Annotated in this window: 17 protein-coding genes; 5 read left to right on the top strand and 12 right to left on the bottom strand. The window is 57.6% G+C overall.

Annotated elements, in window-relative coordinates:
* Window positions 1-664: 664 nt before the first annotated feature.
* Window positions 665-910 carry an integrase core domain-containing protein gene (locus J2X56_RS20240; RefSeq protein ID WP_310162097.1) on the top strand — a complete coding sequence of 82 codons (246 nt, stop codon included), beginning with the start codon at window positions 665-667 and terminating at the stop codon, window positions 908-910.
* A gap of 186 nt (window positions 911-1,096) precedes the next feature.
* Here J2X56_RS20240 and J2X56_RS20245 read toward each other — a convergent pair whose 3' ends face one another.
* The 8 genes from J2X56_RS20245 to J2X56_RS20280 form a co-directional block, all read right to left on the bottom strand.
* Window positions 1,097-1,645: a TIGR00730 family Rossman fold protein gene (locus J2X56_RS20245; protein WP_310162099.1), complete on the bottom strand. Its 549-nt coding sequence runs from the start codon at window positions 1,643-1,645 to the stop codon at window positions 1,097-1,099.
* 49 nt (window positions 1,646-1,694) lie between these two features.
* The gene (locus J2X56_RS20250) at window positions 1,695-3,044 is read right to left on the bottom strand and encodes a dCTP deaminase domain-containing protein (RefSeq protein WP_310162102.1); all 1,350 of its coding nucleotides are present in this window, start codon (window positions 3,042-3,044) and stop codon (window positions 1,695-1,697) included.
* 18 nt (window positions 3,045-3,062) lie between these two features.
* Window positions 3,063-4,337, bottom strand: coding sequence for a DNA methyltransferase (locus tag J2X56_RS20255; RefSeq protein ID WP_310162105.1), 1,275 nt, complete (start codon window positions 4,335-4,337; stop codon window positions 3,063-3,065).
* Window positions 4,334-5,656, bottom strand: coding sequence for an HD domain-containing protein (locus J2X56_RS20260; protein ID WP_310162108.1), 1,323 nt, complete (start codon window positions 5,654-5,656; stop codon window positions 4,334-4,336). The genes J2X56_RS20255 and J2X56_RS20260 overlap by 4 nt, the downstream gene beginning before the upstream one ends.
* Window positions 5,640-6,857 (bottom strand): FAD-binding protein, encoded by a 1,218-nt coding sequence (locus J2X56_RS20265; protein WP_310162111.1) that lies wholly within the window; start codon window positions 6,855-6,857, stop codon window positions 5,640-5,642. The genes J2X56_RS20260 and J2X56_RS20265 overlap by 17 nt, the downstream gene beginning before the upstream one ends.
* A gap of 501 nt (window positions 6,858-7,358) precedes the next feature.
* Window positions 7,359-7,526, bottom strand: coding sequence for a hypothetical protein (locus J2X56_RS20270; RefSeq protein ID WP_166675557.1), 168 nt, complete (start codon window positions 7,524-7,526; stop codon window positions 7,359-7,361).
* Window positions 7,527-7,609: 83 nt separating this feature from the next.
* Window positions 7,610-8,389 carry a substrate-binding domain-containing protein gene (locus J2X56_RS20275; RefSeq protein WP_310162114.1) on the bottom strand — a complete coding sequence of 260 codons (780 nt, stop codon included), beginning with the start codon at window positions 8,387-8,389 and terminating at the stop codon, window positions 7,610-7,612.
* Window positions 8,390-8,576: 187 nt separating this feature from the next.
* Entirely contained in the window at window positions 8,577-9,236 is a 660-nt protein-coding gene (locus J2X56_RS20280; RefSeq protein ID WP_310162117.1) for a hypothetical protein, read from the bottom strand.
* A 389-nt stretch (window positions 9,237-9,625) separates the two neighbouring features.
* Here J2X56_RS20280 and J2X56_RS20285 point away from each other — a divergent pair, with 389 nt between their 5' ends.
* Window positions 9,626-10,729 carry an SDR family oxidoreductase gene (locus tag J2X56_RS20285; protein WP_310162119.1) on the top strand — a complete coding sequence of 368 codons (1,104 nt, stop codon included), beginning with the start codon at window positions 9,626-9,628 and terminating at the stop codon, window positions 10,727-10,729.
* A 58-nt stretch (window positions 10,730-10,787) separates the two neighbouring features.
* Here the strand turns inward: J2X56_RS20285 and J2X56_RS20290 are convergent, their stop codons facing one another.
* Together J2X56_RS20290 and J2X56_RS20295 are read right to left on the bottom strand one after the other, a co-directional pair.
* On the bottom strand, window positions 10,788-11,435 hold the full coding sequence (locus tag J2X56_RS20290) for an alanyl-tRNA editing protein (RefSeq protein ID WP_310162121.1): 648 nt from the start codon (window positions 11,433-11,435) through the stop codon (window positions 10,788-10,790).
* A 130-nt stretch (window positions 11,436-11,565) separates the two neighbouring features.
* Window positions 11,566-14,502 carry an HD domain-containing phosphohydrolase gene (locus J2X56_RS20295; RefSeq protein ID WP_310162123.1) on the bottom strand — a complete coding sequence of 979 codons (2,937 nt, stop codon included), beginning with the start codon at window positions 14,500-14,502 and terminating at the stop codon, window positions 11,566-11,568.
* A 479-nt stretch (window positions 14,503-14,981) separates the two neighbouring features.
* Here J2X56_RS20295 and J2X56_RS20300 point away from each other — a divergent pair, with 479 nt between their 5' ends.
* Window positions 14,982-15,191 (top strand): cold-shock protein, encoded by a 210-nt coding sequence (locus J2X56_RS20300; protein WP_006461922.1) that lies wholly within the window; start codon window positions 14,982-14,984, stop codon window positions 15,189-15,191.
* A gap of 530 nt (window positions 15,192-15,721) precedes the next feature.
* Here the strand turns inward: J2X56_RS20300 and tkt are convergent.
* Window positions 15,722-17,725: a transketolase gene (gene tkt, locus J2X56_RS20305; protein WP_310162124.1), complete on the bottom strand. Its 2,004-nt coding sequence runs from the start codon at window positions 17,723-17,725 to the stop codon at window positions 15,722-15,724.
* A 130-nt stretch (window positions 17,726-17,855) separates the two neighbouring features.
* Window positions 17,856-18,743 carry a LysR substrate-binding domain-containing protein gene (locus tag J2X56_RS20310; RefSeq protein WP_310162126.1) on the bottom strand — a complete coding sequence of 296 codons (888 nt, stop codon included), beginning with the start codon at window positions 18,741-18,743 and terminating at the stop codon, window positions 17,856-17,858.
* A gap of 284 nt (window positions 18,744-19,027) precedes the next feature.
* Between J2X56_RS20310 and J2X56_RS20315 the strand changes: the two genes are divergently transcribed.
* Both J2X56_RS20315 and J2X56_RS20320 read left to right on the top strand, forming a co-directional pair.
* Window positions 19,028-19,777 (top strand): SDR family NAD(P)-dependent oxidoreductase, encoded by a 750-nt coding sequence (locus J2X56_RS20315; RefSeq protein ID WP_310162128.1) that lies wholly within the window; start codon window positions 19,028-19,030, stop codon window positions 19,775-19,777.
* 79 nt (window positions 19,778-19,856) lie between these two features.
* On the top strand, window positions 19,857-20,894 hold the full coding sequence (locus J2X56_RS20320; RefSeq protein WP_121042824.1) for a TRAP transporter substrate-binding protein: 1,038 nt from the start codon (window positions 19,857-19,859) through the stop codon (window positions 20,892-20,894).
* Window positions 20,895-20,907: the final 13 nt, after the last annotated feature.

Genomic DNA, 20,907 nt, shown 5'->3' on the forward strand with positions numbered 1-20,907 from the left:
GCTCGCTGTCATGAGCAGGATTGTGGTCTAAACATGGGTCAACTTAGGATGCAAATTTCCTGAGAAAGTGGGTCAGATTTCAATGCAATTCAACATGGGTCAATTTGCATGCAATTGACCCACGTGCAAGTCGCCGGAGAATACCGGGCGTAGATCTCCGAGGGGAGGTATGTCCTTCGGAGATGGGAGTACTAACCTAAGGGAAGAGAGTGACTTGCCCCCTTGAAGTGATTTTGATGAGGACCATATTGTTACCTACATCGCTCCTCACAATTTCGGAGCGGATGATGTCGGCTGCAAGTGGCCTGCCGGAATGCTGTCCCAAGATTAAGTGTCTACGAGGACAGTCTTCGAGGACCGTACATAAGATTAGAACGTTCTTGTCTAGTGTGAATACTAAGATGGTAATTTGATTCGGCCAGACGCCCCAGTCCGCGGAGAAATCTTGGGAGGACGCGCAAATACGAGCGTAGAAGCCGCTTGCAAGCCAAGAGAATGAAATTGGGAAGCTTCTGCTCTACCATTGAGCTACACCCGCGGGACCAAGTATTTTACGCGGGATTAGCATAGGTGGGCAAACAGATGGCTTCATGCCTAGCGGCATATTTTCGATGGATAGCCATATGGCCCTTATGCAGGTGCATTGCGTTCTGAGCGCAGGGTTATGTCTGCGGTCAACAGCCGTTTCGCATTGTTTAATCACATCACGCCGCATTGGCCGCAGCAGAATGGTATGGTCGAGCGCGTCCTGAGAACTCTGAAGGAGCAATGCGCTCATCGGCATCTCTTCGAAACATTGCAGCATGCCAGTTGCATCATCGGCGACTGGATCAGCTTCTATAACCACCGCCGACAGCATCAGGCGCTGGGGATGGAGACGCCGGCTGAGGCGTTTGCTTTAGCCGCATAGTGTGAACAGGTCTGGCTGGGTCATTTCAATTCGGGGCAGATCAAGGCCGGTCAAGCCGCTTCTTTGCCGCATTGGTGAGTTGAGGCATTTCGAAAATATGATGTGATTTTTCGAAAAGCATCATTCTATCTTCCGTCGGAAGGCAACTGCCCTAACACTGTTCTCGAGGGGGAAAACGCTATCATTTTACTCTTGGAGACTATGGATAATGTCGCTTAACAGTTTCGTCGGATCATCACAAAACGATATCAAAGCCATATGCTTCTCCTTGATGAAATTTTGAGAAACCATGTTGTTTAGCATCGCAGCAATAGGCGAAAAAAAACTGTTCGTATTCAATAGAGCAATTGGTTTGGCGTGAACGCCCAACTTCGCCTGAGAATAAACATAAAAGAATTCATCCATCATCCCAACGCCCCCGGGTAGCACTAAGAAACCATCCGCCATTTCTTGGATCTTTCTTTTCCGATCACTGATAGTGGGCACGATTTGTACTTGGGTAACCCCTTTATTGACAGCTTCCTTGCCTTCCATTTCTTCAGGGACCACAGCTAAAACATTCCCTCCGCTTTCTAATACAGCGTCCGCAAGAGTCTTCATCAAACCAGTATCACCGCCACCGCAAATCAAACGAATTTTTAACTTCGCGAGTGCCCGGCCCAGTTCTCGTGCGCTTTCCCCATAACTCGGATCGAGGCCTGAAGATGACCCTGAAAATACCGCAATGGAAAGCATAAAGTCCCTCAACATAATGTGAAAATCATACCTAGACTGCCGTTTGATATTACTTTGCTCGACTCTTGCGAACGTCCATCGCGGAAATTTTTTCTTCGGCGGCCTTTAATGTTGCTTCAAATTTTTCGCTTTGTTTGGTTGCTGTCTCAACTACAGCTGCTGCTTTATCTGCGGCACTGCTAGCCTTATCAGCCATGAAATACGCATAACCTGCCGCAGAAATGGCAATTGTCAATAATCCACCCGTAAGCATCGTTGCCCATAGAGATGCAAATTTATGGAGTTCATCTCTCCCTTCCTTTGCTGTTTTAGTGACCTCATCTCGTAGTCCACCAAACATGCCTGTCAGTTTGGAATCAAGGTCGGTCATTCGCTCTAGAATCTTCCCGCCTGGACTATTTGCAGCCCTCGCTGTGACAAAATCGCGGAAGGTCTTTTTGTTTTGATACTGTCCGTCATAACCTTGCGCAATGCTCGCCGTCGTGCAGAATTGGATGGTGGCAAATCTTTTTCCTGGTGTGATTGGCACCACATTATCGCTAGTGTTGTAAAGCATGCAAAATAGAGCACCTCGGTAGCCTGGATCAACTTGCGGTCCATTAGACAGAATTACTCCATCGAGAAACATGGAAACCGCAAGGTCAAAATTGGCGGCGATAAAACGAGGGAGGCATGCTTCTTCTACGGATTGCGCCAGTACGAATGAATAGGGGGGAATAAGCACTGCGCCATTGGTATTTTTTACATCCAGATATTTTCCTTGGCACCAGTAAACGTCAGCAATACTGAGGTCGTAACTGGCGGTCTCCGCGCCGCTTAACTCGGCGTTTCTCAATAAGGTGCCGGCAGAAATCAATCGCTTGATCGACTCTTTTTCTAGCAAACCACCTCGTCCACAGACTGTTCGAATAACCGCATCGAGACCATCTTCGATTTGCACCATGTCGCCGGTTAAAACAACATCGCAATTGAGTACTACTTTGCGCTCAAGGTCGAATGTCCTTTGGTCTCTAGCAATCCTATTAGAGTCTTTGTTGACGCGAGTTTTTTGATCGTCCCAGTTTTCTAATGTATCTAATCCGATTGTAATAACCTCAAAGGCCAAAGTCGCTCTTAGTGACTCTAACTTTCCAATGCTGCCGGGATCAAAAACTGTGATGCCCGCCTCCCTAATTTGATCGAGTTCGGTTTGGCGCATTCCATATTTATTCACCCCTCGATCTATGGACCAAGCCATGTCGGTTGCTTGCCATTTACTTTCGAAATGGTATTCATCCGTTTCTCCCGCTCTTTTCGGCCTGGAGGTTGATGGCCGCAGAACCTGGATATTCTTCACTGACTTTAATGCCGTGGTCTTCCCCGCACCTTGTAAACCAACGAGTATTAGCAATTTTCTCATCGCAGCTCTGTTAAGTTTTTAATAGCTGTAAATTTGAATTATTTCTTTCTTGATGGAAGTCCACGATTGCCTTGCACGACCTTGAATAATTGATCGTTCAATTTCCATTATCTTCGGGCAATTTTTTGAATCCAAGAATTCCTCAATATTGGAAGGGCCGATTTCACGTCCAGAATCTTTATGTGGCAGGACGAATGCAAACGATCCGTCCTCGGACATGTAAGATGCTTGTTGTTCTAACGCCTCCACGAGATCATTCGCCCAATCATTTTTTGACGTTGCCAAAAATCGCTTGCGTCTTGCGCCAATCTCCAGGCCGCAAAGTTTCTTAACTTCTTCTTCTGTATAGCCAAGTAAGTAGAGCGATAGCCGCTGAGACAAAGTGTAGTCAATTGCGCCTGCATATGGAGGAGAGGTGATCAGAACACTGGCAGGTACACTTGGAGAAACTCTGGGCTTCTTGCCTTTCTGCCAGCAATGAGAGGAAAGCCAGAATACGATACCGCTTTGCGACTTTCCGGGATGATTGTCTATCACCGTTTTTTTTATAATCCCCTCAGTACGGCTCAACCAATTAAGACACAATTTATAAAAGTCTTTCTTCTCAAATTTTTTAGGCCAAACGTTGTCGGCAATGTGCCCCCAACTTTGAGTTTGCGAAGATGCTGGCCGAAGTACCGCTGAAATCATCGTCAGCGCAAGGAGTTGGCCAAAGCTACCTAAAGACTTGCTGTTAAGCGTATCAGTAAGCTTTCTTATGTCAGTAATGGTCTCTCTGGCGATCCAATTCTCCAAACTCTTCCAGTTGATCTCTCTATTTTGCGCCCTTAAAAATCGAGCTGGCGAGGGCTCTACAGTTTGAGTAAGAAAGCGATCAGAAATCTTAGGTATGTGCTCGTCAGTAGCTATTCGATCCGGTACCTCCGAGCTGTTGATGCAAGCAGTTATTTTCGTTCGTAACAGTTCGAAAAGAATCGACGGAATAGATTCTTCTTGTGATTTCAATAAAATTAGGCCGCATGCGGTGTATGCAATCAGACATCCCACCGGATTCGCTTCGACCAGCCACGCCTTTCTTCCTTGACGAAGGGCCTCTAGAGCAGTCGTTCCTACGCCACCATATGGGTCGAAGACTAGCTCGCCTTTTACAGAAAGAGCTTGAATTAAGGTTGTAGGTATCTCAGAAGGGAAGGTTCCAGGGTACCAATGTATTGCTTTGCTAGTGCCTTGCAGGTGTTCAGAAAAGTCCCAATCCAAGGTCTCTAGTTGCCGTTTGATTCTTGCAGAGATCATAGAAGGTCAAGTTGGCCTTTATCCAGTTTTTCGATGATCGGCTCACCCATCGGATCTGCGATGGGGGTAATGTTTCTTACTTCATAAGCTGCTAGTAGCTCCAAAATTTTTTGATTGAGCATATTCATTGCCTTTTCGGATAGGCCTTTTTTTGAAACGAAGACGCCGATAAGTAGCCTTTTACTCTCGCCGCCAATTTCTACAATGCCGTCGTGCGAGTCTCTGATTTTTACCTTGACAGAACGCCGAGTTTTTCCAACATCTAAAATCAAATGGAAAATAACGCGGATATTGATGCCAAGAATGTTTTTTCCAAACTCGATAAGAGCGGTTTCAACCCTCGCTTTTTCTTCAGCAGCGGAAAGAACTTTGTATTTATCTACTGACTCACTTTCTAGAAGGCAGATAGGTTCAAATAGGTCCCCTAGGCGAATCCTCTTAATAAGTTCTCCGACGAATTGATATTCCCCGATTCCTTTTTTTTCGAGGATAGATAAGAGTTCCGCATCCGTATGCACCCAGCTATTAGCACCTAATAGATGATCTTTTATCGCAAGTTCAACTGCTCTTGTAAACATCGCCTTTGCTGAGAATTCAGCCCAGTCCAGTAAGAGCAAGTTGTACAAATTCTTCCTTATCTCCTGCCATCGCTCAATTTTTTCTACGCTTGACATCGAGAATGTCAGAATTCCATCTGCCACATCAATGTCACCCGCGAGATGACGTGCGAGATTCGCATCAGCTTGTGTCGCAACGCCCACGTGATATGCCAATCGAACGACATTATCAATATTGTCCAGATCCATAGTTCCCGCAATCAACGGACCTAAGCGACCTTTCCCTTTTATTAGGGAGCTTACATTCACTAGGACGCTGCCTAAAAGCTCATTGGCGCCGAAGGTGCGTCCTGCAAAGGTCGCACCAGCACTTAAGTCTTGGTGAAATGAGTTGCGGCGGCCATGATCGATATCATCATGGATAAAATCACCATCGATTTCATTATCTTCAAGGACATATTGCAGCGAATGTCCGAATGGCCCAGTTTGCATGTCATGCAAAACTGCGGCCGCCCTGAAGGCAGCGCCGTCCTCATCTGATACATGGTGTTTTTTCAGCCATTCATTAGCTAGGTGAAGTACTCCGATCGTGTGTTCAAACCTAGATATCTCAGATGCCCCGGTTACCAGTAAAGAGTTTATATTGCACATCCGAACGTTACGTAGCCTTTGGACCTCCGGGAGCATGATCAATTTATATTCGTATCTTGAGAAATCAATTCGACCATATAACGGATCCCAAACCCTAGTTGGTATTTGCATTTAAATGCTCCTCTGCAGCAATCCATCCTGATAAGGCCGCCTGCATGAGACCGCGTGCATGTCCTGCGCTATCGCCAAGTGCAAAGACTCCCTCTAAGGTCGTGCGGTGTGAGCCCGGATGGCAAAAAACGTCCCAATGCCAATCAATGAGAGGCAGATGTATCTTATAGGGAACGGACCAATCAAGCATTCTTGATCTTTCAAGTTCAGCGGCGAAATCTTGCAGCTGGGAGGAAATTTCCCCGCCATATATTTGAGCGAGAAAATTTTTATCCTCGGGAGGAGGGCCTGTCCGCCACTGGTCCGAGTATGTAAGCAGTTCCATATAGGATCTTTCACACTTCTTTGCGACGTCTCCTAAGATCGCTTTGTCAGACACACGAGCCAATAATCCGACGTTCGCTTTCGTTTCTAGTTTGCCTGCGACCACTCCGCCAGGAATAGTTATGTTCCCGTACGGATAACGGTAGACTGAGCCCGGCACATTCAGACAGAAAGTTCTGCATTTGCCACTGATTAATTTGGCGTCTGGTCCTAACGTTCGCAAATTTGATAGAGCGCGAGAGTCGGCGAATTCGATCCTCATACCTAGATCGAGCCCTTTGCCGGATACGGTTGATGCGCCCGCGGCCCTCAGGATCGCAGAAGAATGGCGTCCTCCCGCATAAAAAACTGTGGAGGTAGAAATCGCAAACTTATTCGCATTGTTGTCGGAGACCGTTACTTCCCAACTGGTACCCCGCTTCATCAGTTTGACTGCTTGACCTTTTACAATCTGGACGCATTCTGCAAGAGCTGAGGTTAGACGCTGCAAAAGAGTGTCCATTTCGCTCGGTGATAGCAATACAGAACGGTATTGACGCAAGACGGTACCGAGGGGCAGACAAACAGTCTCTTCCAGGGAAAAATCAAGCGAGGTTCCCGCACTGTAGTCTGTCAGACCAAGAAGAGACCAAACTTCCCCTATTTTTTCTTGCAGGGTGTGCGGAGAGCCGGACACGGCCGGAAGCAAACCAAGACCTGCAGGTGGCAATGAAAATTTGGCCCCGGAGAACTTCGCGAAACCTCCCAAATTCCCCTTTGCGTCCGGTAGGCCGTGATCCACGAGTATGACTTTGTTTCCGCCCCTCGATAGACGTAAAGCGGCAGTCATACCCGCGAGTCCGCCACCGATTACTATAGTATCCGCCTTGCTGTTCATTGTATTTTTGTCAATTTTATCGGGCAGCCCGATCTTCTTTATGTGAATAGGTCGTTCTTGAGTGAACTTACCTCCCCTGAAGCTTCGAACATATCATGTTTGACATCCGAATATTCTCCGGGCGACGTCGATTCCATAGACAAAGACCCAGGGGGAGATCGAGTGCTGTCCGTGGGATTATTATTTTCGAATGGACGTAGAACAGGAAGGTGTGGTTTTGAAATATACGGGTGAAAGTCCGGAGGGAGTTATGCGCACCGAAGTAATCGATGAAGGGCAGGCTTTGCTATCTCGGACGCAGGTCTCGCGTGGAAAAGCGTGTCTGGCCCATTAAAAAAATTGGGAAGCTTCTGCTCTAACATTGAGCTTCACCCGCGAGGCCGCGAATTTTACGCGGGATTGTCCTGCTCCGGCAAACCGGGCCTTTGGGACAGGAGCAGCTGGGATGGGCGATGGATGTTGTCAGCGCGTTGCCACATCCCGGCAAATTCAGTCTCCGGCTTACTTATCCTGCTCCTTGGCCTCCCGCGCCTTCCTCTCCTTGGCATATTTCTCGGACATCTTGCGCCATTGATTCAGCTGCCTAAAATAAGTCCGTTTGACGCTGACCTCCGATAGCGGCTGTATGCCACGAATCGGACTGACGGGAGGGACGCGACGTTCGCTCATGATGCCTGGCTCCTGCTGGGGGATGTTTGTTCGCGGTATCTTACTCCCGGGATGGTCTGGTGTCCTTCGCAAGAACAGATGCGTCAGTCCCCCTCAGGCAGCAACCCATGCTCCACCATTGCCCTGCGCGCCGATTCCTCTCCGAACATGGTCAGAAACGCCCGCCCTGTCGCACCGGATGCAGTGCGCGCCCCCACCGCCCCCACATACACCGTGTAATTCTGAATGTCCGCCGGCAACGGCCCCACCAGCTTCGCCCCCTTGACCAGCAGAATCTCGCTCTGCTGATGCAATGCCAGCGCCGCACTTCCATCCGCCAGTTTTTCCGCCACCAGTCCACCAGGCACCAGCACTTCCTTGGCGTGCATCTGACCGGCGATGCCAAGCCGTTCAAACAATTTTTCCAGATAGATGCCGCTCGACCCGCCGGCCTTGGGATCGATCACTGCGACGGAAGGCGCGTCCAGCAAGGCCTTCCTGAATTGCGCCACGGTGGCGATGGCAGGCGAGGGCGCGCCTTGCCTGACCGCCACGGCAATCCCCACCCGTGCAATCGGCCGCTCGCTGGCCAGATTCAGATAGCCGTCCTTGCCCAGTCCGCGCAACACGCCATCCGGTGCCACCACCACATCCGCTGCCGCACCCGATCGCACACGCTTGTCCACGACGCCACCCGTTGCGTTGGCTACCGTGACGTGAATGCCGCTGCGCCGCTCAAAGTCGGCGGCCACCGTGCGCACGATGGGCGCGATGGCCCCGGCGGCGAGCACCCGGAGTTCGTCCGCACAAGCGGGCAGGGCAACGAAGGAAGAAAAAACGGAGAAGGTCGCAGCGAACAGCAGCGGAAGACGGAACGCACGCACGGTGACTCCAGGTGATGGAATACGGGGGACGGGAAAGTAGCGGCAGAAAAATACGTCGGCACCGATTATACGATGCGTGCAGAGGCCACGTTTGCGCCTGCCGGAGCGGCCCGCTGAGACGGCCAACCGCGCTTAATTATCGGTGATGAGGGTGATGAAGGATCTTGCTCAACCGCATCACCCGAACCTATCTGGGCGACCGCGACACCGCCCCCGCATCCCAATCCCCAAACGCCCGTGACCGCATCCCCGCATCCACCAGATAAGCCTTGACCAGCTTCAACAACACCAGCCCCGCCGCGAACAGCATCACCATCAACGCCACCAGCACCGCCGCCTCGCCCCACGCCGACAGACCCGGAGAGGCCCACGGCCAGCGCACCTGCCTGGCCTGCGCCGAGCGGATCGCCGCAAAGCACAGCCATCCCAGCATCGGCACAAACGGCAGCACCGCACGCCAGCGCAAGGACATGGGGCCGCAGAACACCAGCCAATAGCTGAAGAGGCCCAGCGGCAGCACCCCATGGCGCAAGGCACTCACCAGCGCCCCCGGCGCATTCCCGCGTTGTCCGTGGACCATTCCGGTGTCCGACAGCGCCGCCAGGAAAACGCACACGATCAGCGTCGCCAGCATCGTCGATTTCCGCGGTGAATCAGGGAGCCCGCATCGTTCGCGCACCAGCAGATGCGCAAAGCATCCGCCACAGAGCAGCGCCGTCAGCAACGTCGTGCAGGCGGTGTAGGTGGACAGCGAACGCGCCGCCAGCGTGGCCACCAGCAGCAGTACGCTGGCAGCGACGATGCCGCCTTCCATCCCCAGCCGCACGCGGCGATGGATGGGGAGCACATGGACGTGCTCCGTCACGGCCGACGACCTGGGAAGGAGAAGCGCGGGCGCAAGCGGCATGAGGAAACTCCTCGTTGCCATGAAGTGGCGGTCAGGTGGGGGAGGGAAATCGGGCGAGGCAACATCCACCGAATTCTAATGGCCGCACTCGCAAAAGAAATCAGTCCGTTTGGACTGAAATGCCTGATGCAGGATGTAAATTTTTTCCAGCTGGAAGCGGTACGCAGGCGCGCCCAGTCCAATTGGACTGGTTCAATTCCGTGATCGTCTCACTTATAATTTTTTGCCCCATTTTCAGGGGAAGAGGCACGGATTCGCGCCCTCATTTCACCGGCCGGCATGGGGGCTTGCCGGTCCTTGCTTCCTTATCTGTGGAACTCTCATCGTCTATGTTGTTGCTAACCGGAAGTACCGGATTCATCGGCGGCGCGCTGGCCGCTCGTCTCATCCGCACGCCACGCTGGGAGCGCTCGCTGTTCCTGGTCAGGTCGGCCAATCGCAACGAAGGGCGCGCGCGCCTGGCGGCCAACCTGCGCCTGCACGGCGTGAGCGAGGACGAACTGCAGCGCCTGTTGCCTGACCAGATCCTGTGCGGCGACCTCACCGGGGTGGAGCGCTGGATCGATGATCCGCGCCTGCTGCAGGTCAGCGATGTGGTGAACTCGGCGGCTCTGGCCTCCTTCGGCAGTCATCGTTCCATCTTCCCCACCAACGTCGACGGCGTGCTCGCCATGGCGCACGGCCTCTCGCGCGGACGCCCGCTGCGGCGCTTCATACAGATCGGTACCGGCATGTCCTGTGGCCGCAACGCGCCGCGCCCGGTGTCGGAAGACTATTCTCCTGCCGATGACGTCGAGCACTACCTCGATTACACCGCCAGCAAATACGAGGCCGAACAACGCCTGCGCACCGAACTGCCGGAATTGCCGCTGGTCATCGCGCGGCCGTCCATCGTGGTCGGCCATACCGAACTCGGATGCGCCGCCTCGGGCAGCATCTACTGGGTCTTCCGCCTGGCGCGCGCCTTGCAGGCCTTCCCCTGCGAGCTGGACCAGAAGATCGACGTGATCCCGGTGGACTATTGCGCCGAAGCCCTGCACCTGCTGCTGGAAAAACCGACGCTGAAATACTCGGCCTACAACATCTCGTCCGGTCCCAATCATGCCTGCACCTTCGGCGAAATCGATGAAGCCATCAGCGTCGGCACCGGTGAGGAAAAGATGTCACGCTACCGCCAGACCCACTACGACAGCTTCCTGCAGATGCAGGACCGTTTCAAGGACCTGATCGGTCCCTGCAACAAGCGCATCGTGTTGAAGGCGATTCGTTCGTATGGCTATTTTGCGGCGGAGGAAGTGCTGTTCGACAACCAGCGCCTGATCGAGGAGGGCATGCGGCCTCCGCAGCCGCTCACCGATTACGTGACCCTGTGCGAACGCACCAGCAAGGATATCCTCATCGCGCAGCAGATGAAGTACGACTACAAGACCTGAGCCTTCCGCTCAGTCGTCGTCCTCAAGCGAGGCGAAAAATTCCCCAGGCTCAGCGGCATCACGCGGGCGCATCGAGCAGGATCTCGATGCGTTCCTTGCCGCGTCCGGTGTTCTTGCGTTTGAGTCGCAGTGTTCCCACTTCGGCGGTGGTGCGCGGATGCGTGCCGCCGCAGGCCATGCGCGCAAATCCTTCCACTTCCCAATAACGCCGGCCGGCGGCTTCATCGCTGAATGCGGTGACGATGGGTAATCCCGCCGCCACCAGCTCCTGCGCCGCCGCCTCGATGGCGGGGAACAGCGGCGCCAGGCTGGTGTCGCTGGCGAAGTCCACGCGCGCCTTGTCCATGGCGATGTGTGCGCCGATGCGTTCGATCCCCGGCCGCATCTGATAGACCAGCTGCAACACCATCTCGGCCGCAAAGTGCAGGCGCATCAGGCGATAGCGGCGTGCCCAGTCAATCTGCAGGTGAACCGCATCACCGACCCGCAGGCCATGTCCGGATGGCAGCGTGTAGACGATGGTCTGGTCGCGTTTCTCGGCCTGCAGCACGGGATGGCCGCCCAGCGTGCCGGCATCGCTCTCCTGGCCACCGGAGAAGGCGAAGAAGATGGTCTGCGCGATTTGTACCTGATCACCATCGACTGCCGTGACGGTCGTGTCGAGTTCAGTCTGATAGGGGGCGGACCAGAATAACTTGTGCGTCATGTTGTCAGCGGGCAGGGATAGCAATAGATGATCAGCGGTAGCATCGGCAGGTCATGAGCCTGCCGATGCATTCAAAAACGTGAGCAGAGATTCTACGATAAAGGCGGACTTCAGCTTCGCATCGCCTGCCTTACGCGGGATGCGCTTCCAGCAAGTCTTCAATCGCCGCAATATCCACCGCATCGCGCTGCCCCGGCCGCAGCAATTCATCCGCATAAGTCCGCCACAAGCCACTGTGCAGGAAGTAGCGGAACAACTCCGTATCCAGATGCTGTTCCCGGCACATCCTGGCCATGATGCGCAGCGATTCCGACAAGGTCTTGGCCGGCTTGTACGGACGGTCCGCCGCCGTGAGTGCTTCGAACACATCGGCCAGCGCCATCACCCTGTCCTGCAAGGGCAGCCCGGATGCGCGCAGGCGGCGCGGATAGCCGGTGCCATCCATTTTTTCGTGGTGATTGGCGGCGGTATCGGGCACGCTCTTGAGCGAATCCGGCCACGGCAGGCTCTTCAACATCACCAGCGTCTGCACGATGTGATTGTTGATGGCGAAGCGGTCTTCTTCGGTCAGCGTGCCGCGCCGCACGGTCAGGTTGTGCAGCTCGCCCATGTTCTGCCGGACCTGCGGCAGCTGCATGTCAAAGCCCAGCACATTGCGCGGGTCGCCGCGTTCAACCGGCGGCCGGTGTCCGTCTTCCCAGGCGACCTTGTGTTCCGGCTTGTCGGCCAGCAAGGTCTCGGTGCAGGGCAGTTCCTGCTGCCTCTGTCCACCACGCGCCGCGGCGAGCCGCCGGCTTTCTTCATCGGCCAGGCCCAGGCTGTCATCGAAATGCCGCTGCCAGGTCTGCATGGCGATCTGGCGCAGCCGTGCGATGGCGTCGTCCGACATGGCTTCGCCCCCGACATTGCATTGCGCGACAAAGGCAAAGTCCTCGCGCAGCTGATGCCGGCGGCGCTCCAGCTCTGCGCGCCAGGATTCGGCCCGGGCTGCAGGCAAGGCAGCGTAGAGCTCGCGCAGCAGATCCAGTTCGGCATCGCGCCACAGCACTTCAAAACGCATGCGCACTTCGTGGATGCGGTTGTGGATCACCTCCAGCTTGGTCGCCTTGTCGACGATGTGTTCGGGACTGGTGACCTTGCCGCAATCATGCAGCAGCGCCGCCAGCTGGAAGGCATAGCGCTGGTCCTCGTTGAGGGTGAAGCCGGCGTAGCGGCCTTCACTTTCCTGCGCCAGGCGGTCGACCAGCTGGATGGCCAGGTGCGGTACGCGTTCGCAATGGCCGCCGGTATAAGGACTCTTGGCATCGATGGCGTCAGCCATCAGGCGGATCAGGGATTCCAGCAGGGCCTTCTGCGCAGCGATCAGCTGGCGCGTTTCGATGGCCACCGCCAGCATGCCCGACAGACGCCGCGCAAAGGCCAGGAAGCGCGGATCCTCGTGCACGCTGTCATGGGCATGCATCAGCACCAGCAAACCTTCGAGTGAACCGTTGCGGCCGCGCAGATCCAGTTCCACGCGCATGCGGCCATCGTCGGTCGCGCGTGCGGCGATGGTGTCGGCAGGGCCTGCACCTGTGCCTTGTGCGTCATACGCCATGCTGTCGGTCAATCCGCATTGCTGGCCGTAGGCCGCCGCGCGCTGCATCTGGCCGTCTTCGCGCTGCCACAGATAGACGGCACCGCCGTCGCAGCGCGTGGCCTGCACGAATTTCTCCAGCACCTGCTGCAGCATCTCCTCGACATGCGTTTCGGTACTGAGGATGGCGCTGATGTCGAGGAAGGCTTCTACCGTCAGGCTCACGTGGTCCACCATGTCGGTGAGCATGTTGATTTCGCGCAGGGTACTGCGCCGCCGGTCCTGCGTGCGGAAGTCGAAACGCGACATGCGTCCGGCCCGCACCGCCAGCCGCTCCATGCTGCGTCCGATGGCGCGTCCGGCCCACCAGCCCAGCGGCAGGAACGCCAGCACCACCAGGAAGGCCACCAGCACCAGGGTCTTGCGATTGCGGTCGAGCTGGCCCAGCAGTTCGTCGCCGGGCGCGGCAATGAGCAGCCTCAGTGCATGGCCATCGATGACGTCGAAGGGCAGCGACAAGCCCAGCCACTCACGCCCGTTCACGCTGTAGAGCGCGCTGGTCTCGCCGGCCAGCGCACGTGCGGAGAGTCGTGACAGGCTCGGGACTTCCAGATCCTTGAGACTGCGGAAACGGAAACTCTCGCCCTCCTGTTCCAGTACGCGCGCCATGTCGCTGTAGGCAATCACGCGCTGGTGTTCGTCCACCAGTGCCAGTTCGCTGTTGGGCGTCAGGCGCAGGTTGCCGAGGCTGGCGGCGAGGTCGTCCAGCGTCATGTCGATGGCGACCACGGCCTCGCCGTCGCGCGCACGCTGCGAGAGGCTGATGCCGATCTGGCGCGTGGTGAAGAAGACGTAAGGGGCCGAGATGGAAGGGATGAGCGAGCGGTCCGCCGTGGCATACCAGGGGCGCGTGCGCGGATCGAAGAGATAGTCCGCCTCATCGCGCAGGGCCAGCAGTTTCAGTTCGGCATCATAGAAACGGTATTGCCCGTGCTGCGTGCCATCGGCATCGCGCACGATGCTTTGTACCAGGAAGGCCGATGCCGCCGGTGCCGAGAAGAAGGCGCGCTGGTCGGCACCGCGCAGCGAGCGCACCAGCAGGAAGTCGCCATTGGGGTAGCCCACGTAGACTGCCGACACCAGCGGATTGGCGACCAGGTCGATGGAGAAGGCGGCGATGCGCGTGAGGCGCTCATCGAGTTGCGTGGCTTGCGTGATCGGATCGAAGGCCAGCTGGCGCAGCGTAGCCACGGCCGGATCGATGATGCGGCGCGAGCGTTCGGTCATGATGCGCCCGGCATCCTCGGCTGAGCGCTCGGCCATGTCCAGCAGCACCTGGCGCGCGCCCCACCAGCCTACCGAGACCAGCACCACGGCCAGCAGGACCATGCCCGCCATCACCAGGGCGGAAATGCCGAAGCGTACCGGCAAGCCAGGCACGGTGGCATCGTCGTCGGACGGATCAAACAAGGGGCGTTCGGGAAGGGGCATCGAGCACGCAGTGACTGGGTGACATGCAACGGAACCCGCGATGCCATCAGCGCCGCCCACCTCCGGCGCACAACGGGACACGGCCTCTTTTTTCTTCGGGCCAATATACCGGAATTACGTTGGGCCAGCAAAAAGCGGTCAAGTCACTGTCGGCGGCAATGCCGGGCGTCTTGATGGCGTGACGCTCCTTGCCGGTGGCGACGCAGTAGCCGGGCGGAGCCGCCCTGCCGGGGCGGCCAAGCGGGCGATGCCTACAGAAAAACCACACATTTATCAACAGATACCTGCAAGATGTCGCATGTGGTGTACAATACGACCTGTACTTGCATCAAGTTGTATTCTTGTTGGTTCCAATTCCGCCTGACTGTCGTTCCCTCCTCGGTCGTTCTGTTTTCTTTCCTTCGGTTTCAGTTCTTGGTTTCAAGTGCCTATCAGGCATCTGCCTTCATTCGTCCCAAACTTTTCCAAAGGAAACAAACATGAGCACTCAAACCGGCGTAGTCAAATGGTTCAACGATGCCAAGGGCTTCGGCTTCATCACTCCTGATGCTGGCGGCGCTGACGTCTTCGCGCACTTCCAGGACATCCAGTCCAACGGCTTCCGCAGCCTGTCGGAAAACCAGCGCGTGTCCTTCGACCGCGGTGTCGGCCCCAAGGGTGAAAAGGCCACCAACATCAAGGTCATCTAAGACCAAGCTTTTCGCGCAAGCGAAGCAGAACATCCTCGCTGACCGCGCCTGAACGCCTCCGGAATTCCATACGCTCCAGAGGCCAGGCCGGCAGACTCCGCAGTCCTTTCATGTCGGCGCGATTTTGTCGCAGACTCTCACCTGGCAGATAGCCAGGGAGGGCCGGTACCGAAGGTCAGGGCAGCGCAGGACGTCGTTCCTGCCAGAGACTCAGCTGTGGCCGTGCAGATAGCGCGGGCAGGTGAACCACGAAGGCAGGAGCGCGTCAGTCACGGCGCAAACCGTGTAGCAAATAGTTAATTAATCGCTCGTAGAGCGTGACACCGGCCCGCACCAACGGCGGCCTCCGGACCACAACACGAACACCTGGATTGAGTCCAGCACCGGCCAGATAGGCCGGGCAGGACACCTTCGCAGCACCTGGCAGATCGCCAGGGTCATGAGGGAATCCAGCGTTAATCAATGAACGGCCCATCTGGTTTCAGATGGGCTTTTTGCGTTCTGGAACCGATATAAATCATATAAATGGTTTATGTCGTCTGGCTGTGCGGACTGTCCAGCAGCTGCAAAGCCTGCGCCACCACCGCCTCCGGCGTGATGCCGAAATGCCGGTACAGCACATCCGCTGGCCCCGGCGCACCGAAGCCCGCCATGCCGACGAAGCCGCCGCGTGCGCCCAGGTAGCGGTCCCATCCAAAGCGTACCGCAGCTTCCACCCCGATACGGATCGTGTCCTTGCCCAGCACGGCGTTGCGATAGGCGCTGTCCTGCTGATCGAACAATTCCCAGCACGGCAGCGATACCACGGCGGTGGCCACGCCCCGCGCTTCCAGCAGGTCGCGCGCAGCACAAGCGATGGCCACCTCCGAACCGGTGGCCAGCAAGCTCACCTGGCGCGGACCGCATTGCGCCTCTTCCAGCACATATCCCCCGCGCGCACTGAGATTGCTCACCTCGAAGCGCTTGCGCACCGGCGGCAGGCTCTGTCGTGCGAAGACCAGGCTGACCGGTCCGCTGCGGTGCTGCATGGCGACTTCCCAGCATTCCACCGCCTCGCTGGCATCGGCCGGACGCATCACCAGCATGTTGGGCATGGCACGCAGCGAGGCCAGGATTTCCACCGGCTGGTGTGTCGGCCCGTTCTTGCCGATGCCGATGGAGTCATGACTGAACACGAATTTCACCGGCAAGCCCATCAGCGCAGCCATGCGCATGGCCGGGCGTTCATAGTCCGAGAAAGCCAGATAGGTCACGGCCAGCGGAATCACGCCGCCATGCGCGGCCATGCCATTGGCCATCGCACCCATCACGTGTTCGCGCACACCGCAGTGCACGTAGGCACCGCTGCGGTCGCTGGCGGTGAAGGCCTTGAGCGAACCCTTGTGCGCCGTGGGCGCTTCGAGATCGGCACAGCCCACCATGCGTTCCGGGATCACTTCGGCCAGCAGCTGATTGAGCGCGGCCGAGATCAGGATGCCGCCCTGCGCCTGCGCAGGCTCGTGCGCGCTACGCTTGAATTGCAGCAACACCTCCTGCCACCCATCGGGCAAGTCACCCCGCAGGACACGTTCGAATTCGGCGCGCTGCGTGGGCGGCAGGGCCTGCAGGCGCTGATGCCAGGCGGCATGTTCATCGCGATTGCGTTGGCCGAAGTTGCGCCACGGCGTGAGGATGTCCTGCGGGATCTCGAAGGGGGCATGCGGCCATTGCAGCAGATCGCGTGCGGCTTGTGCATCCTCCGCGTGGAGCCGTGCGCTGTGGCCGCCGCGCTGGCCCTGCACACGCGGGATGCCACGGCCGATGATGGTGCGGCAGGCGATCATCGAGGGACGGTCCGAGGCGCGTGCGGCATCGAGTGCGCGCGAGACTGCCTCGATGTCATGCCCGTCCACCTCCACCACGTGCCAGCCGGCCACGCGGAAACGCTCGGGCACGTTCTCGCTGATGGAGAGTTCGGTGGCGCCGTCATCGGTGATCTGGTTGTCGTCCCACAGCAGAGTCAGTTTGGCGAGGCGCAGATGGCCGGCCAGGGAAATCATTTCCTGTCCGATGCCTTCCTGCAGACAGCCATCGCCGACGAAGGCGTAGGTGCGGTGATTGACGATGCCATCGCCGAAGCGCGCATTCAGGTAAGCCTCGGCGACCGCCATCCCGAAGGCATTGGCGATGCCCTGGCCGAGCGGACCGGTGGTTACTTCGATGCCGAGTTGCGGATCGTATTCCGGATGGCCGGCACAGTGCGAACCGAATTCACGGAAGTTGCGCACCTGCTCCAGCGTGATGTGTTCGTAGCCGGTGAGGTAGAGCAGGCTGTAGAGCAGCATCGAGCCATGGCCATTGGAGAGCACCACGCGGTCGCGGTCCGGCCAGGTCGGATCGGCCGCATGAAAGCGCAGGTGGCGGGCGTAGAGGGCGGTGGCGATCTCGGCCATGCCCAGCGGCACGCCTTGATGGCCTTCAGTGGCGCGCACGATGGCGTCGATGGAAAGAAAGCGGATGGCATGCGCCAGCGGCTGCAGGGGATGTGGGGTCATGACAGCAAGACGCATCTGCCCGGCAGAACAGGGCGATGCGTCAGTCTCCGTTGTAATGGTGGAGACTTATTCTTGGCGGTCGGTACGGGTACAGGCAAGCGATGAAAATTCAGGCTTGGCTGAATTGGCGTCAAGTAGACGCAAGTTTCCCGCTCTCTTCACGCAACCACTGCAGGAACAACACCACCTCCGGCCGCGACTTGTTGCGTGCCGGACAAACCGCAAAGTGCTGCGTGATCTCCAGCGCCATGCCATTCGAAAACACCGGCTGCAGCCGTCCGCTGGCCAGATGCCCGGCGCCGAAGGCATCGCTCTCGAAGACTACGCCCAATCCCTGTACCGCTGCTTCGATGCTCATCATGGCGCGGTCGAAGCGCAGGGCGATGCGTTCCGGACGCAGGTCCGGCGCGTAGCGGGCAAACCATTCCGGCCATTGCAGCAGGCTGCCGCGCGACTGGATCAGCGGGGCCAGCACCAGGTCTTCCGGGGTCTCGATGCGATGGCGCGCGAGAAAATCGGGACTGGCCATCGGGATCACCTGCTCCGACAACACCGGTTCGATTTCCAGATCCGGCCAGTGCGGTACGCCGCAGCGGATGTCCAGATCCACCTGCCCGATCTCGAAATCGGAAATTTCCGGCGAGGCCGACAAGCCGAAGGCGATCTCCGGATAGCGCTGCGTAAAGCGTCCGATGCGCGGCATCAGCCACAGGCTCGCGAAGCTGGGGCTGGAATGGATCTGCAGCGAATTTTCCACGCCATGCCGCAAATCGTCGGTGGCCGAATTGATCGCCCCGAGCGCACCGGCCACGCGGTTGAGATAGCTCTGTCCTGCCGGCGTGAGCTCCACCCCCTTGGTGGAACGCTCGAACAGGCGCAGCCCCAGCAGCTTTTCCAGACGCGCCACCTGGTGGCTGATGGCCGACGGCGTGAGATGCAATTCAGCCGCCGCAAGATTGAAACTCTTGCGGCGTGCGATCGCTTCGAAGGCCATCAGAGAGGTCAGTGGAGGAATCATGGTGTCTCGGTTTTTGGTCTTGTGAATGTTTCTGCTGCGTCACGGCATGCGCGGGCGCGGGCTCGCGGCCGATTTTAGCGCATCGATCCGGCAGATGAAGCTTCGTCACATTTTCATGACAAAGCATCACTTGTCGCAGCCGGATGAAAGTTCGAAGATCGCCGCCAGAACAACAGGGAGACATCCGTCCATGCGCGCTATCTGGCGCGGCATCCGCTCGCAGGAGGACTGCGCGGAGGTCTTCACCGTTGCTCATTCGCATGCCACTTTCAGGAGACCACACCATGCTGCTCAAGAACAAAGTTGCCGTCATTACCGGCGGTGCCGGGCTCAACGGCCTGGGATTTTCCACCGCGCGCCTGATGGCTGCGCAAGGCGCGCGCGTCGTCATCCTCGACCTTGAACGCGCCGAGCCTTCCACCGCTGCTGCCCGTCTGGGCGAGGGCCATCTCGGCCTGGTGGCCGACGTCACCGACAAGGCCTCCTGCGAGGCCGCAGCGCTAGCGATCCTGCAGCAGTTCGGCCGCATCGACATTCTGGTCAACAATGCCGGCATCACCCAGCCCGCCAAATTCCTCGACATCAGCGGCAAGGACTATGACCGCATCCTCGATGTCAGCCTGCGCGGCACGCTCTACATGTCGCAGGCAGTGCTGCCGGCCATGCGTGCGCAGCAGGGTGGTTCCATCGTCTGCATCTCCTCGGTCTCGGCCCAGCGCGGTGGCGGCATCCTGGGTGGTCCGCATTATTCGGCGGCCAAGGCCGGCGTGCTGGGTCTGGCGCGGGCCATGGCGCGCGAGTTCGGACCGGACGGCATTCGCGTCAATTGCGTCACGCCCGGCCTCATCTCGACCGACATCAACAAGGACATCCTCAGTGCCGAGAAGAAAGCCGAGATCGCCCAGACCATTCCCCTGGGCCGCCTGGGCGGGCCGGATGACGTGGGCGGCGTCTGCGTGTTCCTGGCCAGCGACCTGTCGCAGTACTGCACCGGCATCACGCTGGATGTCAACGGCGGCATGCTGATCCATTGAGTTGTTCACGCGCCGCTCGGTCGTGTGGCCCGACGCGGTTTCATCGATTCCCACCATAAAAAATGCCAGGAGACAAAAGATGAAAGACGAGATCGCATCAAAGAAGATGAGCCGTCGCCAGATCCTGAAGGCAGGCGCTGTCGGCGCTGCACTGCCGCTGTTTTCCATCCTCACGCGGCCCGCCAATGCAGCCGAGTTTACTTATAAATTCGCGACCGGCCAGGATCCTTCGCACCCGGTCAACAAGCGCGCGCAGGAAGCCATCGACCGCATCCGCAACGCCACCAACGGGCGCATGGAGATCAAGCTGTTTCCGGCCAACCAGCTGGGTTCCGATACCGACCTGATGTCGCAGATCCGCAATGGCGGGGTGGAATTCTTCAACCAGGCCAATACCGTGCTCTCCACGCTGGTGCCGGCCGCCGGTATCGTCAATACCGGTTTTGCCTTCCAGGATTACGCGGCCGTGTGGAAGGCCATGGACGGCCCGCTGGGCGCGCACGTGCGCGCGCAGATCGAGAAGGTGGGACTGCTGACCATGTCCAAGCCATGGGACAACGGCTTCCGCCAGATCACCACCTCGACCAAGGCGATCAGGAGTGCCGCCGACGTCAAGGGCCTGAAGCTGCGCGTGCCGGCAGCACCGATGCTGACCTCGCTGTTTTCGGCACTGGGCGCGAGTCCCACGCCGATCAATTTCAACGAGGTCTATTCGTCGCTGCAGACCAAGCTGGTGGAAGGGCAGGAAAATCCGCTCGCCATCATCAGCACCGCACGGCTTTACGAAGTGCAGAAGTTCTGCACGCTCTCCAATCACGTCTGGGACGCCTACTGGATTCTCGGCAACCGCCGCGCCTTCGACAAGCTGCCCAAGGACATCCAGGAGATCGTCCGCCGCGAACTCGATCAGGCCGCCACCGATGAGCGCGCCGACATCGCCAGCTTCTCCGGCATGGCCCGCAATGACCTGGCCGGCAAGGGTTTGCAGATCGTCGATGCGGACAAGGAGTCCTTCAAGCAGGCGCTGGCACAGGCCAATTTCTACAAGGACATGCGCGCCAGGTTTGGCGAGGAGGCGTGGAAGCTGCTGGAATCCAGCGTCGGCACACTGGGCTGAGGAGCTGCATCAG

It is taken from the genome of Herbaspirillum sp. 1173 (genome assembly GCF_031455335.1).
In the GTDB taxonomy this organism is placed as follows: domain Bacteria; phylum Pseudomonadota; class Gammaproteobacteria; order Burkholderiales; family Burkholderiaceae_D; genus Herbaspirillum; species Herbaspirillum huttiense.

Coding starts and splice junctions, on each gene's coding strand:
- J2X56_RS20315 (WP_310162128.1), top strand. CDS start 19,028: ATGCTGCTCAAGAACAAAGTTGCCGTCATTACCGGCGGTGCCGGGCTC.
- J2X56_RS20310 (WP_310162126.1), bottom strand. CDS start 18,743: ATGATTCCTCCACTGACCTCTCTGATGGCCTTCGAAGCGATCGCACGC.
- J2X56_RS20240 (WP_310162097.1), top strand. CDS start 665: ATGTCTGCGGTCAACAGCCGTTTCGCATTGTTTAATCACATCACGCCG.
- J2X56_RS20290 (WP_310162121.1), bottom strand. CDS start 11,435: ATGACGCACAAGTTATTCTGGTCCGCCCCCTATCAGACTGAACTCGAC.
- J2X56_RS20245 (WP_310162099.1), bottom strand. CDS start 1,645: ATGCTTTCCATTGCGGTATTTTCAGGGTCATCTTCAGGCCTCGATCCG.
- J2X56_RS20270 (WP_166675557.1), bottom strand. CDS start 7,526: ATGAGCGAACGTCGCGTCCCTCCCGTCAGTCCGATTCGTGGCATACAG.
- tkt (WP_310162124.1), bottom strand. CDS start 17,725: ATGACCCCACATCCCCTGCAGCCGCTGGCGCATGCCATCCGCTTTCTT.
- J2X56_RS20300 (WP_006461922.1), top strand. CDS start 14,982: ATGAGCACTCAAACCGGCGTAGTCAAATGGTTCAACGATGCCAAGGGC.
- J2X56_RS20295 (WP_310162123.1), bottom strand. CDS start 14,502: ATGCCCCTTCCCGAACGCCCCTTGTTTGATCCGTCCGACGACGATGCC.
- J2X56_RS20265 (WP_310162111.1), bottom strand. CDS start 6,857: ATGAACAGCAAGGCGGATACTATAGTAATCGGTGGCGGACTCGCGGGT.
- J2X56_RS20250 (WP_310162102.1), bottom strand. CDS start 3,044: ATGAGAAAATTGCTAATACTCGTTGGTTTACAAGGTGCGGGGAAGACC.
- J2X56_RS20285 (WP_310162119.1), top strand. CDS start 9,626: ATGTTGTTGCTAACCGGAAGTACCGGATTCATCGGCGGCGCGCTGGCC.
- J2X56_RS20255 (WP_310162105.1), bottom strand. CDS start 4,337: ATGATCTCTGCAAGAATCAAACGGCAACTAGAGACCTTGGATTGGGAC.
- J2X56_RS20320 (WP_121042824.1), top strand. CDS start 19,857: ATGAAAGACGAGATCGCATCAAAGAAGATGAGCCGTCGCCAGATCCTG.
- J2X56_RS20260 (WP_310162108.1), bottom strand. CDS start 5,656: ATGCAAATACCAACTAGGGTTTGGGATCCGTTATATGGTCGAATTGAT.